We start from the raw sequence: 13,307 nt of genomic DNA on the forward strand, positions 1-13,307 counted from the left end.
ACGGAGCGGGTGTGAAGATCCTGATCAGCGCGGACATGGAGGGCGCCACGGGGGTGACCTGGCCGCACGACGTGCTGCCGGGGCACGCCCAGTGGGAGCGGTGCCGGTCGATGTTCACCTCCGACGTCCAGGCCGCCGTCCTCGGTTTCTTCGACGGGGGCGCCGACGAGGTGCTGATCAACGAGGCGCACTGGACGATGCGCAACCTCTTCCTGGAACGCCTCGACCCGCGCGCCCAGATGCTCACCGGCCGCCACAAGAGCCTCAGCATGGTGGAGGGCGTCCAGCACGGCGACGTCGACGGCATCGCCTTCCTCGGCTACCACGCGGGCGCCGGCATGCCGGGCGTCCTCGCCCACACCTACCTCGCCAACTCCCTCACCGGTGTCTGGCTCGACGGCGTCCGCGCCAGCGAGGGCCTGCTCAACGCGCACGTCGTCGCCGAGTACGGCGTGCCCGTCGTCCTGGTCACCGGCGACGACGTGGCCTGCGAGGACTCCAAGGGGTACGCGCCGGAGGCCGAGCGGGTCGCGGTCAAGGACCACGTCTCGCGGTACGCGGCCGTCTGCCGCACGCCCGAGCGGACCGCCGCCGACATCCGCACCGCCGCCCGCGACGCCACCCGCCTCGCCGTCCGCCACGAGCCGGTGCAGGCCGGGCCGCACACCGTGGACCTGGAGTTCGACGCCGCCCACCTGGCGGCAGCCGTCACCGTCGTCCCGGGTGTCGCCCTGACAGGGGACCTCCGCGCCAGCTACACCAGCGAGACCATGTACGAAGCCATCCGGACGTTCAAGGCCGTCACCACGGTCGCCCAGAACGCCGTGGAGGAGACCTATGGCTGAGCAGCCCGCCCCCACGACCACCACCAGCGGCGTCGACGCCGCAGCCCTGGAGGAGGTGGTCACCTACACCTCCGAGCTGATCCGCATCGACACCACCAACCGGGGCGGCGGCGACTGCCGCGAACGCCCGGCCGCCGAGTACGCCGCCGAGCGGCTCGCCGCAGCCGGACTCGACCCGGTGATCCTGGAGCGCACCCCCGGCCGGGGCAACGTCGTCGCCCGCATCGCCGGCAGCGACCCCTCCGCCGACGCCCTCCTCGTCCACGGCCACCTCGACGTGGTCCCCGCGCAGGCCGAGGAGTGGACCAAGCATCCCTTCTCCGGCGAGGTCGAGGACGGCGTGGTCTGGGGACGCGGCGCCGTCGACATGAAGAACATGGACGCGATGATCCTCGCGCTGGCCCGCTCCTGGGCCCGCACCGGCGTCCGCCCCCGCCGCGACCTCGTCATCGCCTTCACCGCCGACGAGGAGGCCAGCGCCGAGGACGGCTCGGACTTCCTCGCCGACCGGCACGCCGCGCTCTTCGAGGGCTGTACCGAGGGCATCAGCGAGTCCGGCGCCTTCACCTTCCACGACGGCGCGGGCCGCGAGATCTACCCCATCGCGGCCGGCGAACGCGGCACCGGCTGGCTGGAGCTGACCGCACGCGGTCGCGCCGGCCACGGCTCCAAGGTCAACCGCTCCAACGCGGTCACCCGCCTCGCCGCCGCCGTCGACCGCATCGGCCACCACGAGTGGCCGGTCCGCCTCTCCCCGACGGTCCAGGCCGCCCTCACCGAACTCGCCGCCCTCTACGGCATCGAGGCCGACCCGGCCGCCGAGGGCTTCGACGTGGACGTGCTGCTCGCCAAGCTCGGCCCGGCCGCCTCCCTGGTCGAGGCGACCGTCCGCAACAGCTCCAACCCGACGATGCTGAACGCCGGTTACAAGGTCAACGTCATCCCCGGCGAGGCCACCGCCATGATCGACGGCCGGTTCGTGCCGGGCGGCGAGGACGAGTTCCGGACCACCCTGGACGAGCTGACCGGGCCCGACGTCGACTGGCGGTTCCACCACCGCGAGACGGCGCTGACCGCGCCGGTGGACTCGCCGACCTTCACCCTGATGCGCGAGGCCGTCGAGGAGTTCGCCCCGGGCGCCCGCGCCGTGCCTTACTGCATGTCCGGCGGCACCGACGCCAAGCAGTTCTCCCGCCTCGGCATCACCGGCTACGGCTTCTCCCCGCTGAAGCTGCCGCCCGGCTTCGACTACCAGGCGCTCTTCCACGGCGTGGACGAGCGCGTGCCCGTCGAGGCCCTGCACTTCGGTGTCCGCGTACTCGACCGGTTCCTGCGCAGCGCCTGACCCCGGGCCCGCCCCGCGACGGAGCGGGGCGGGCCGCCGCCGAACGAGGAGTTGGAAGACCCCATGAGCACGCCCGAGCCGTACGGTGCCTGGCCCTCGCCCATCGACGCCCGCCTCACCGCCGCCCACGACGGCCGGCCCGACTCCGTCGCCCATGTCGGCGACGACCTGTGGTGGACCGCGCCCCGCCCCGCCGAGGGCGGCCGTCGCACCCTGGTGCGCCGCCGCCCCGACGGCACCGAGGAGTCCGTACTCCCGGCCCCGTGGAACGTCCGCAGCCGCGTCGTCGAGTACGGCGGCGAGCCCTGGGCCGGCGTGCCGGGCCCCGACGGCCCCCTCGTCGTCTTCGTCCACTTCGCCGACCAGCGGCTCTACGCCTACGAGCCGGACCGGCCGGAGGCCGGGCCGCGCCCGCTCACCCCGCTCTCCGGGGTCGGCGGCGGGCTGCGCTGGGCCGACCCGGTGGTGCACGTGGCCACCGGCGAAGTCTGGTGTGTCCTGGAGGAGTTCACCGGGGAGGGCCCGACCGACGTGCGGCGCGTCCCGGCCGCCGTACCCCTCGACGGCAGCGCCGCCGAGAACCGCGACGCCGTCCGCGAACTCGACACCGACCGGCACCGGTTCGTCACCGGCCCCAGGCTCTCCCCGGACGGGCAGCGCGCCGTCTGGATCGCCTGGGACCACCCGCGCATGCCGTGGGACGGCACCGAGCTGAAGATCGCCGAGGTGACGGCCGAAGGCCCGTTCACCGGCGTGCGGACCCTCATCGGCGGGCCCGAGGAGTCGGTCTGCCAGGCCGAATGGGCGTCCGACGGCTCCCTGATCGCCGCCACCGACCGCTCCGGCTGGTGGAACCTGCACCGCGTCGACCCCGCCACCGGCGAGGCCAAGCCGCTCTGCCCGCGCGAGGAGGAGTTCGGCGGGCCGCTGTGGCGGATCGGGTCGCGGTGGTTCGCGCCGATGGAGAACGGCCTGATCGCCGTCGTGCACGGCCGGGGCTCCACCCGCCTGGGCATCCTCGACCCGGACGCCGGGGAGATCTGCGACGCCGCCGGACCGTGGACCACCTGGGCCGCCTGCCTCGACGTGCGCGGCAGCCGCGTCACCGGGGTCGCCGCCGGGCCCCTCAGCGCCGCCGAGATCGTCGAGCTGGACACCGTCACCGGCCGGGCCAGGGCCGTCGCCGCCCGCCACACCGACGCCGTCGACCCGGCCTACCTCCCGCACCCCGAGGAGCGGGTCTTCACCGGCCCCGGCGGCCGCGAGATCCACGCCGTCGTCCTCCCGCCGCGCCACCCCGAGCGGCACGGCCCCGAGGACGAACTCCCGCCGTACGTCGTCCGGGCGCACGGCGGTCCCACCGGGCAGGCGACCGCCGATCTCTCCCTGGACGCCGCCTACTTCACCTCGCGCGGCATCGGTGTCGTGGAGGTCAACTACGGCGGCTCCACCGGCTACGGCCGCGCCTACCGCAACCGGCTGCGCGGGCAGTGGGGCCTGGTCGACGTCGAGGACTGCGCCGCCGTCGCCGCGGCCCTGGCCGCCGAGGGCACCGCCGACCCGGGCCGCCTCGCCGTCCGGGGCGGCAGCGCGGGCGGCTGGACGGCGGCCGCCTCGCTCGCCGGGACCGACGTCTACGCCTGCGCCACCGTCATCTACCCGGTGCTCGACCTGGCCGGCTGGGCCACCGGCGGCACCCACGACCTGGAGTCCCAGTACCTGGAGTCGCTGGTCGGCCCGTTCGCGGAGGTCCCCGAGCGGTACGCCGAGCGCTCCCCGACCGAGCGCGCGGACCGGATCGCCGCCCCCTTCCTCCTCCTCCAGGGGCTGGACGACCCCATCTGCCCGCCCGAGCAGAGCGAGCGCCTCCTGGAGCGGATGGCCGGGCGCGGCGTCCCGCACGCCTACCTCGCCTTCGAGGGCGAGGGCCACGGCTTCCGCCGCGCCGACACCATGATCACCGCGATAGAGGCCGAACTCGCCCTGTACGCCAAGGTGTTCGGGTTCACCGCCGAGGTGCCGGAGCTGGAGTTCCGGAACTGATCCACCCGCACGTCCCGGGCCGCCACCCCTCGCCGGGTGGCGGCCCTTCCCTCTGACACCGCACCGGAGCACCCCCTTGCCGTACTCCCTGAGCCCGCTCACCCGCCCCGCACGGCTCGCCCCCGGCGCCCGGGTCGCCGTGGTCGCCCCCGCCGGACCGGTGCCCGAGGAGTCGCTGGAATCGGGTCTCGACCTGCTGCGCGGCTGGGGCCTGGACCCGGTGGTCGCCCCGCATGTGCTCGACCGCCACCCCGCCTTCCCCTACCTCGCGGGCGAGGACGCCGACCGGGCCGCCGACCTCCAGAACGCCTGGTGCGACCCGTCGGTCGACGCGGTGTTCTGCGCCCGGGGCGGCTACGGCTGCCAGCGGATGACGGGCCTGCTGGACTGGGAGGCGATGCGTGCCGCACACCCCAAGCCCTTCGTCGGCTACAGCGACATCACCGCCCTGCACGAGCAGTTCGCGGTCCGCCTCGGCGTGGCGACGCTGCACGCCCCCATGGCCGCGACCGCCGGGTTCCTCAAGAACGAGGCCGCCCGCGAACACCTGCGGGCCACCCTCTTCGACCCCGAATCGGTGCGCGTCCTCACCTCCGCCACCGGCCGCGTCCTGGTCCCCGGCCGCGCCCGGGGCGTCACCCTCGGCGGCTGCGTCAGCCTGCTCGCCGCCGAACTGGGCGTGGCGCACACCCGCCCCTCGGCCACCGGCGGCCTCCTCCTCATCGAGGACATCGGCGAGGAGGCCTACCGCCTCGACCGCATCCTCACCCAGCTGCTGCGCGCCCGCTGGCTCGACGGGGTGCGGGGCGTCGCCCTCGGCTCCTGGGAGGAGTGCGGCCCGTACGAGGAGGTGCGGGCCGTGCTGCGTGACCGGCTCGGACCCCTCGGGGTACCGGTGGCCGAGGAGTTCGGCTTCGGGCACGGGGAGGGCGCACTGACCATGCCCTTCGGCCTGCCCGCCGAACTGGACGCCGATGCGGGGACGTTGACGCTGGATGTGCCGGCGTTGGTGTGACGGCGGGGCTGGGGGAGCGGCCACCCGAACCCCTGGCGTGCCGGGCGGCGTCGCACGCGGACGGAGCGCTCGACGCCCGCGCGGCGGCTGTCCGCCTGGCGAGCTGTCCGCCACGCCCCTACGCTGATCGCCCCGGGGGCTACGTTCCGACTGCCCAGGGAGCCTGACCTTGACCTCCGTCTCCATCACGCCCAAGGGCCCCTTCTCGCTCGCCGCCTCCCGCCGGTTCCTGGAGGACTTCACCCCCGCCTCCTACGACCACGCCGCCGACGGCGTGCTGCGCCTGGCCTTCCCCGCCGACGACGGCGTCCACATGATCGGGTGCGCGGTGCGGCAGAAGGAGACGGCGGGCCCCACGCCCGCCGCCGTGACCGCCGACATCACCGTCCACCACGGTGACACCACCCTTCCGGCCGGCTCAGGCACCGACCACCACAGGGCCGCGCGGGCGCAGCTCGCCCGCATCCTGTCCCTGGACGTGGACGGCACCGGGTTCCCCGCGCTCGCCGACGCGGACCCGGTCGTGGCGGGACTCCAGGCCGACTGGCCGGGGCTGCGCCCGGTCTGCTTCCACTCCCCGTACGAGGCGGCCGTCTGGGCGGTGATCGGCAACCGGATCCGCATGAGTCAGGCCGCCGCGATCAAGGCCCGCCTCGCTCGTGACCACGGACAGGCCGTGCAGGTCGCCGGGGAGGAACTGCACGCGTTCCCGGCCCCGGGTGTCCTGCGGCGCCTCGACCGTGTCGAGGGGCTGAGCGACACCAAGCTCGAACGCCTGCGAGCCCTCTCCGAGGCCGCCCTCGACGGAGGCCTCGACGCGGCGACCCTGGGCGACCAGCCGGTCGAATCCGCCCTCACCGAACTCAAGGAACTGCCCGGCATCGGCCCCTTCTCCGCCGGACTCGTCCTCATCCGCGGCGCCGGTCACCCCGACGTCTTCCCCGCCGTCGAACCCCGGCTCCACCGGGCCATGGCCACCCAGTACGGCCTTGACGCCGCCACCGCCGGCGATCCTGCCCGGCTCGCCCGGCTCGCCACCGTCTGGCGCCCCTACCGCAGTTGGGTCGCCCTCCTGCTGCGCGCCCGCGCACAGGACAGCGCGTCACGCTGAGCGGGGGACCGGAGCGCACGCCCGCGCGCACCTTCACCGAACCTCCCGGAACAAACCCCGGTCGCGTCCGTTGACCCGGCAGTGAGCTGGGCCACACGATGAGCGCTGCCCGTGTGTACCCACGGGTAAGTCCGTCTCAGTGTGGAGGCCCCCGTGACCCGTGCCCCGTCCCGTTTCCGCCCGCCACTGGCGGCCGCCCTCGGTCTCGCTCTCGCCGCCGCGCTCGCCCCGGCGGGTGCGGCGCACGCCGACGCGGCGGCCGAACCGGCCGTCACCGCGCTGAAGTTCACCGTGGACGTGGGTGGCAAGCGGTGCGCGGTCGACGCCGACCTGTACGTACCGGCGGGCGTCGACGCCGGGAACCGGGCCCCCGCGGTCCTCACCACCAACGGCTTCGGCGGGGACAAGGCCGACGGCTCGACCGCCGCCACCGCCCGTACCTTCGCCGCGCGGGGGCTGGTCTCGCTCGCCTACTCGGGGCTCGGCTTCGGCCGGAGCGGCTGCCCGATCTCGCTCAACGACCCGGCCGTCGACGGCCGTGCCGCCTCCGCGCTGATCGACTTCCTCGCCGGGACCAGAGCCGCCGACGACGGCACCCGCCTCGACCTCGTCACCCTCGACGGCGAGGGCGACCCGCGCGTCGGCATGATCGGCGGCTCGTACGGCGGCTCCATCCAGCTCGCCACCGCCGCCGAGGACGACCGCGTCGACGCCCTCGTCCCGATGATCACCTGGAACGACCTCTCGTACTCCCTCAACCCCAACAACGCCGGCCAGGGCCAGGGCGTCTCCTCCGACACCCCCGGCGTCTACAAGAAGCAGTGGACCGGCGGCTTCTTCCTCATCGGGGAGGCGCAGGGGCTGCTCAACCCCAGCCTCGACCCGTCCCGCATCGGCGGCGGGGGCTGCCTGCACTTCGTCGCGGCCGCCTGCGACACCAAGCGCGTCCTGGACTCCGGCAAGCTGCCGAAGGAGAAGGCCGACAAGGTCCTCGGCTACGCCCGCAGTGTCTCCCCGGTCTCCTACCTCGACCGGGTCACGACCCCCACCCTGCTCGTCCAGGGCCAGGCCGACACCCTCTTCAACCTCAACGAGGCCACCGCCACCTACGAGACCCTCAAGGCCCAGGGCGTCGACACCGCCATGATCTGGCAGTCCTGGGGCCACAGCGGCGGCATGACCGACCCGGCCTCCGGCGAACTCGACCTCTCCGACCCGGACCTGGAGTCCAGCTACACCGGCAGCCGCATCGCCGCCTGGTTCGACAAGTACCTCCTGGACAAGGAGACCGACACCGGACCGGCCTTCGCCTACTACCGCGACTGGGCCCCCGCAGGCCAGGCGTACGCCACCGCCGACGCGCCCCCCGCCCCCTCCCGCGCCCTGCACCTCTCCGGCGACGGCGCCCTCGTCGGCCGGCCGGAGCAGGTGGTGCGCGGCAGCCGCGAGTACCGCAACTGGCTCATCCCCACCAGCCACTCGGAATCCTCCCTCGCCGGGGTGATCGGCCTGCCCGACCCCAAGCCGCACGACCTCAAGGGCACCGCCCTCGACTGGACCACCGCCCCGCTCGACACGCCCCTCGACGTGGTCGGCGCCCCGCAGCTCCGCCTCAAGGTGGTCTCCCCGCGCGCCGAGAAGAACCAGGACTCCGGCGACGCCGCCGACCAGCTCGTCCTCTTCGCCAAGCTCTACGACGTCGCCCCCGACGGCACGAAGACCCTGGTCCACCGGCTCACCGCCCCCGCCCGCGTCGCCGACGCCACCCGGCCCTTCACCGTCACCCTCCCGGGCATCGTCCACCGGTACGAGGCCGGGCACCGGCTGCGCCTGACCGTGGCCGCCAGCGACGGCGCCTACTCCGGCAACCGGGGCGTCAAGCCGGTGACCGTCACCCACGCCCCCGGTGACTCCGGCACCCTGACCCTCCCACTCGCCCAGGACTGACCGGCCCGCCCGCTCCCGCCGCCCCGGACGCCGCCCGGGGCAGCGGGAGCGGGGGAGCGGACCCCTGTTACCGTGCCGCGCATGCGCGCACCCATCGGCTCCTTCGACAACGCCCTCCCCGCCGCCGACCGCCTCGACCTGCTGCCCGCCCCCGTGGCCGAGGCCGTCAAGGAGGGCGGGCCGGGGACCGCGGAACTGATCCACGTCGACACCGACCCGGCCATCGCCGACACCGCCGCCTTCGTCGCGCACCACGGCGAGGAGCTCATGGAGTCCTCCGCCAACTGCGTGATCGTCCTGGGCAGGCGCGGCGCCGGGACCACCCCCGCCGCCTGCCTGGTCCTCTCCCGCCACCGGGTCGACGTCAACGGAGCCGTCCGCAAACACCTGGGCAGCCGCAAGGCGTCGTTCGCGCCCCGCGAGTTCGCCACCGGCGAGACCGGCATGGAGTACGGCGGGATCACCCCGGTCGGCCTGCCCGCCGGCTGGCCGCTGCTGGTCGACCCGGCCGTGGCCGACGCCCCCTGGGTGCTGGTCGGCAGCGGCGCCCGCCGGGGCAAGCTGATCCTGCCCGGCCGCGAGGTGGCCGCCCTCCCGCACGCCGAGACCGTCCCGGGACTCGGCCTGGCCCCGTGAGCCCGCCGGGCCTCCGTGGTGCGGGAGGGGCCGCCCTCCGCGATGCTGACGGGAGGCACGAGAGACGTACGGCAGGAGTGAACGACCCCGCATGAACAGAGACACCGTCACCGAGGGCGGTCCCACGGACCCCGGCGGCCCCACGGACCACAACCCCCGCCGCCCGGCCCCCGCGCCCGTCGCCGAGGGCGAGCGCACCATGCTGCGGCCCCTCACGCTCGCCGACGGGACGGAGTTCACCGCCCGGGCGCGTGAGAGCCGCGAGCTGCACAAGCCCTGGCTCTTCCCGCCCGCCGACGCCCGCGCCTACGCCGTCTGGGCGGGCCGCCTGATCGGTGACGAGGACCGGGCCGGCTACCTCGTCCACGAACGCGCCACCGGCGCCCTCGCCGGCTACGTCGCTGTCAACAACATCGTCGGCGGCGCCTTCCGCTGCGGCGCCCTCGGCTACGGCGCCTTCGCGGGGTGCGAGGGGCGCGGCCTGATGAGCGAGGCCCTCGGGCTGGTCGTCGCCCACACCATGGACACCCTCGGGCTGCACCGGCTGGAGATCAACGTCCAGCCCGGCAACACCCCCTCGATCGCCCTCGCCCGTCGCGCCGGCTTCCGCCTGGAAGGGTTCTCGCCGGACTTCCTCTTCATCGACGGGGCCTGGCGCGACCACGAACGCTGGGCCCTCACCCAGGAGATGCGCGAGGCCGCCGGCTGACCCACTCCGCCGCCGACGCCCTCTGGCCCCCGCCCCCGGTCAGAGGGTTCCATGGCGGCGAGGGGCGCGAAGGAGCGCCCCGGTGAGGGGAGTTACGCCTTGGCGACCACGATCCGGCACGACCGGCTGACCCTGCCCGCCGCACCCCTGGGGGCGGTCAACCCACTGGCCCCGCTGCGCCCGCTCGACGAGACCCACACCGTCGACCCGGCGACCGTCCCGGGGCTCCCGCCGGACATGGCGCGCGGGCTCGCGCTCGCCCCGCTGACCTCGCTGCTGCCCACCCGCGTCCTGGACGGCTACGAACGCCGCCGCGTCCCCACCGCCCTGCCCGCCCTCGTCCTGGAGAACAGCCGGCTGCGCGCCACCGTCCTGCCCGGCCTCGGCGGACGCGTCCACTCCCTGTTGCACAAGCCGACCGGCCGTGAACTCCTCTACCGCAACCCGGTGTTCCAGCCCGCCGACTTCGCCCTCAACGGCGCCTGGTACTCCGGGGGCATCGAGTGGAACATCGGCGCCACCGGCCACACCACCCTCTCCTGCGCCCCCCTGCACGCCGCCCGCGTCCCCGCCCCCGACGGCGGCGAGATGCTCCGCCTCTGGGAGTGGGAGCGGCTGCGGGACCTGCCCTTCCAGGTCGACCTCTGGCTCCCCGAGGACTCCGACTTCCTCCTCGTGGGCGTCCGGGTCCGCAACCCGCACCTGACCACCGCCCCGCTCTACTGGTGGTCCAACACCGCCGTCCCCGAGGAGCACCGCGTCCTCACCCCGGCCGACACCGCCTGGCACTTCGGCTACGAACGCCGCCTGCGCCGCGTCCCGTTCCCGCACCACGACGGCGCCGACCGCAGCCACCCCGCCCACTCCCACCACCCGGCCGACTACTTCCACGAACCCCGCGACCCGGCCGCCCGCCCCTGGATCGCCGCTCTGGACCGGGACGGACACGGCCTCGTCCAGACCTCCACCGGCGAACTCCCCGGCCGCAAACTCTTCGTCTGGGGCTCCGGTCCGGGCGGGCGCCGCTGGCAGGAGTGGCTGACCGAGCCCGGCACCGGCGGCTACGCCGAGATCCAGGCGGGCCTAGCCCGCACCCAGCTGGAACACGTCCCGCTCCCCGCCGGCGCCGAGAGTGCCTGGCTGGAGGCGTACGGGCCGCTCCACGTCGACCCCGGCGCCGCCCACGGCCCGGACTGGGCCGCCGCGACCACCGAGGCCGGCACCGCCCTGGACCGGGCCCTGCCGCCGGAGGAACTGGCCGCCGCCCGCGACGCCTGGCGCGCCGTCGCCGACACACCGCCCGGGGAACGCCTCGCCACCGGCTCCGCCTGGGGCGCCCTGGAGGTCCGTCGCGCCGCACTCGACCTGCCCGGCACCCCCTTCGACGACGCGCCGGGCCCCGAACAGCGCCCGTGGGCCGCCCTGCTGGACACCGGCGCGCTGCCCGCCAAGGCCCCAGGACCGGACCAGGACCCCGGCCCCACCCTGGTCTCCCCGGCCTGGCGCGACCTGCTGGAGACCGCCCCGCCCGACCCGCTCACCGAGTACCACCTGGGCGTCGCCCAGTGGCACGCGGGCGACCTCGCCCAGGCCGTCCGCAGCTGGGAACGGGCCCTGACCGCCCCCGGTGCGGCCGACGCCGCCCGCTGGCCCGCCCTGCGCGCCCTCGCCGTCGCCGACACCGCCGCACGTCATCCCGTACGCGCCGCCGAACGGTACGCCGAGGCACTGGCCGACGCCCTGGCGCGGCGCGGCACCCCCGACGGGGAGGACCCGGACGACGAGCCCTCGCCGCTGATCGCGGCCCTGGTCCGGGAGGCCGTCCCGGCGCTGCTCGCGGCGGACCGGGCGGGGGCGGCCCGTGAGGTGTACGGGCGGCTGCACCCCGCGACCCGTGCCCGGGGCCGTTTCCGGCTCCTGGAGGCCCAGTTGCTGCTGGCCGAGGGGGAGCGCGAGGCCGCGCTCGCCGTCTTCACCGGCGGGTTCGAGGTGGCCGACCTGCGCGAGGGCGACGAGGTGCTGAGCGACACCTGGGCCCGGCTCGGCGACGAACCCCTGCCCGCCGCCTACGACTTCCGGATGCGGCCCGCGGGACAGGAGGGCTGAGGGGGCGTCAGGCGGAGGCGCCGAGCCGGTCGGCGTACTCGAAGACCGAGCCGTCCGGGTGCATCGCGACCAGGGTGCGCCCGGCCGGTGTCGCCACCGGGCCCGCGATCACGGCGGCGCCGGAGGCGGCGAGGACCTGCCCGGTCTGCTCCACGTCGGCCACGGCGATGGTCGCGGCGACCTTCCGCAGCACGTCCAGGTCGGCCTTGGGCCCGCTCATCAGCAGGAAGCAGCCGACGGCGGCGACGGAGACGCCGCCCTGCTGGTGCCGCATCGCCCGGCTGCCCGCCAGCCGCTCGTAGAACGGCACCGCGGCCTCCAGATCCTCGACGCAGATCCGCAGTGTGGTCCCCAGGATTTCCACGCTTCACCCATTCCAGACGCTCCGGCCCGCACGCTCGCGGTTGACCTCGCCGCACGACACCGGGCGGAGGAAGATCCGAAGCCCGCGCGACGCCCTCATGATGGCACGCCGCGTCCCTACCGTCAGGTCCCCGCCGAGGCCTCAACTCCCTTCAGGGGAACGGCCCTCTTCGGCGACCAGTCGTGACATGGCGTCTCGTCGCGACCGCCCCGGCCTCAGAACAGCAGCACCACCTTCCCCGGCAGCCCGCCCGCCTCGAACCGCTCGTGGGCCGTGCGGACCCGCCCGACCGGATGGTGCTCGGCGACCCGCACCCGCAGCGCGCCCGCGTCGGCCAGTTCCACCACCCGGGCCAGATCCGTGCTGCTCTCCTGGACGTAACTCTTGGCCGCGTCCGGCACGTCGGGGAGCGGGGTGTCGGCCACGGAGACGTAGCGGCCGCCCTCGGTGAGGCTCGCGGAGAGGTCCACCCCGGCGGTGTCGAGCACGGCGTCGTAGGCGCCCCGGGGCAGCGACGCCGGGTCGTGTGTCACCGTCGCGGCCCCCAACTCCCGCGCCACTGCCACGTGTCCGGGGCGGGAGACCAGTCCGTCGACCGTCATCCCCGCCAGCCGCGCCAGTTGCACGGCCAGTCCGCCCACCGCTCCGGCGGCCCCGGCCACCAGCAGGCGCCCGCCGGGCCGGGGGCGCAGTGCGGCGACCGCCTGCACGGCGGCGGTTCCGGCGAGCGGGAGTGCGGCGGCCTCGGCGAGGCTCAGGGTGGCCGGTGCGGGGGTCAGCAACCGCTGCGGCAGGGCGACCAGTTCGGCCCAGGTGCCGAGGCCGGTGGCGATCTGCGCCGACATGGCGAGGATCCGGTCGCCCGGTGCGAAGCCGGGCGCGCGGCTGGCGACGACGATGCCGGCCAGGTCCCAGCCGAGGGTCGCCGGGAGGGCCGGCCCGGTCTCCTCCCAGGCCCGCGTCTTCCAGTCCACCGGGTTGAGGCTGCTCGCCACCGTCCGTACGAGCACCTCGCCCGGACCGCACACGGGCTCGGGCACCTCCCGGACGGTGAGTACCTCGGGGCCTCCGTGAACGTCCATCTGCACGGCACGCATGACACCACTCCTCGGGAACGGGCGGGCGTCGCCCCATTGACCTGGCCGCTGTGAGGAGACGCTAAAGTCTCACATCCGTGTGAGAGTCA

11 protein-coding genes are annotated in these 13,307 nt (G+C 75.1%); 9 read left to right on the forward strand and 2 right to left on the reverse strand.

Going from position 1 to position 13,307, the window contains the following annotated elements; all coding sequences use genetic code 11:
* Nucleotides 1-11 precede the first annotated feature (11 nt).
* From IF45_RS0104680 to IF45_RS0104720, 9 genes are all read left to right on the forward strand, one after another.
* Nucleotides 12-845 (forward strand): M55 family metallopeptidase, encoded by an 834-nt coding sequence (locus IF45_RS0104680; protein ID WP_008410591.1) that lies wholly within the window; start codon nucleotides 12-14, stop codon nucleotides 843-845.
* Nucleotides 838-2,190: a M20/M25/M40 family metallo-hydrolase gene (locus tag IF45_RS0104685; protein WP_030305648.1), complete on the forward strand. Its 1,353-nt coding sequence runs from the start codon at nucleotides 838-840 to the stop codon at nucleotides 2,188-2,190. The genes IF45_RS0104680 and IF45_RS0104685 overlap by 8 nt, the downstream gene beginning before the upstream one ends.
* A 63-nt stretch (nucleotides 2,191-2,253) precedes the next feature.
* Nucleotides 2,254-4,233: a prolyl oligopeptidase family serine peptidase gene (locus IF45_RS0104690; protein ID WP_030305651.1), complete on the forward strand. Its 1,980-nt coding sequence runs from the start codon at nucleotides 2,254-2,256 to the stop codon at nucleotides 4,231-4,233.
* Between the two features lie 76 nt (nucleotides 4,234-4,309).
* A complete protein-coding gene (locus IF45_RS0104695; RefSeq protein WP_015506801.1) occupies nucleotides 4,310-5,248 on the forward strand; it encodes a S66 peptidase family protein in 939 nt (312 codons plus the stop codon).
* Between the two features lie 169 nt (nucleotides 5,249-5,417).
* Nucleotides 5,418-6,359, forward strand: a complete 942-nt coding sequence (locus tag IF45_RS0104700; protein ID WP_030305653.1) for a DNA-3-methyladenine glycosylase family protein — start codon at nucleotides 5,418-5,420, stop codon at nucleotides 6,357-6,359.
* A gap of 153 nt (nucleotides 6,360-6,512) precedes the next feature.
* A complete protein-coding gene (locus IF45_RS0104705; RefSeq protein WP_030305655.1) occupies nucleotides 6,513-8,306 on the forward strand; it encodes a CocE/NonD family hydrolase in 1,794 nt (597 codons plus the stop codon).
* A gap of 81 nt (nucleotides 8,307-8,387) precedes the next feature.
* A complete protein-coding gene (locus tag IF45_RS0104710) occupies nucleotides 8,388-8,942 on the forward strand; it encodes a YbaK/EbsC family protein (RefSeq protein ID WP_008413524.1) in 555 nt (184 codons plus the stop codon).
* 91 nt (nucleotides 8,943-9,033) lie between these two features.
* Entirely contained in the window at nucleotides 9,034-9,651 is a 618-nt protein-coding gene (locus IF45_RS0104715) for a GNAT family N-acetyltransferase (protein ID WP_008413526.1), read from the forward strand.
* Between the two features lie 51 nt (nucleotides 9,652-9,702).
* On the forward strand, nucleotides 9,703-11,757 hold the full coding sequence (locus IF45_RS0104720) for a DUF5107 domain-containing protein (RefSeq protein ID WP_008413528.1): 2,055 nt from the start codon (nucleotides 9,703-9,705) through the stop codon (nucleotides 11,755-11,757).
* Nucleotides 11,758-11,764: 7 nt separating this feature from the next.
* Here the strand turns inward: IF45_RS0104720 and IF45_RS0104725 are convergent, their stop codons facing one another.
* Together IF45_RS0104725 and IF45_RS0104730 are read right to left on the reverse strand one after the other, a co-directional pair.
* Entirely contained in the window at nucleotides 11,765-12,121 is a 357-nt protein-coding gene (locus tag IF45_RS0104725) for a VOC family protein (RefSeq protein WP_003951918.1), read from the reverse strand.
* A 215-nt stretch (nucleotides 12,122-12,336) separates the two neighbouring features.
* Nucleotides 12,337-13,218 (reverse strand): NADP-dependent oxidoreductase, encoded by an 882-nt coding sequence (locus IF45_RS0104730; RefSeq protein ID WP_030305660.1) that lies wholly within the window; start codon nucleotides 13,216-13,218, stop codon nucleotides 12,337-12,339.
* Nucleotides 13,219-13,307: the final 89 nt, after the last annotated feature.

The sequence above is a fragment of the Streptomyces albidoflavus genome (assembly GCF_000719955.1).
In the GTDB taxonomy this organism is placed as follows: domain Bacteria; phylum Actinomycetota; class Actinomycetes; order Streptomycetales; family Streptomycetaceae; genus Streptomyces; species Streptomyces albidoflavus.

Coding starts and splice junctions, on each gene's coding strand:
- IF45_RS0104715 (WP_008413526.1), top strand. CDS start 9,034: ATGAACAGAGACACCGTCACCGAGGGCGGTCCCACGGACCCCGGCGGC.
- IF45_RS0104720 (WP_008413528.1), top strand. CDS start 9,703: ATGGCGGCGAGGGGCGCGAAGGAGCGCCCCGGTGAGGGGAGTTACGCC.
- IF45_RS0104685 (WP_030305648.1), top strand. CDS start 838: ATGGCTGAGCAGCCCGCCCCCACGACCACCACCAGCGGCGTCGACGCC.
- IF45_RS0104710 (WP_008413524.1), top strand. CDS start 8,388: ATGCGCGCACCCATCGGCTCCTTCGACAACGCCCTCCCCGCCGCCGAC.
- IF45_RS0104690 (WP_030305651.1), top strand. CDS start 2,254: ATGAGCACGCCCGAGCCGTACGGTGCCTGGCCCTCGCCCATCGACGCC.
- IF45_RS0104730 (WP_030305660.1), bottom strand. CDS start 13,218: ATGCGTGCCGTGCAGATGGACGTTCACGGAGGCCCCGAGGTACTCACC.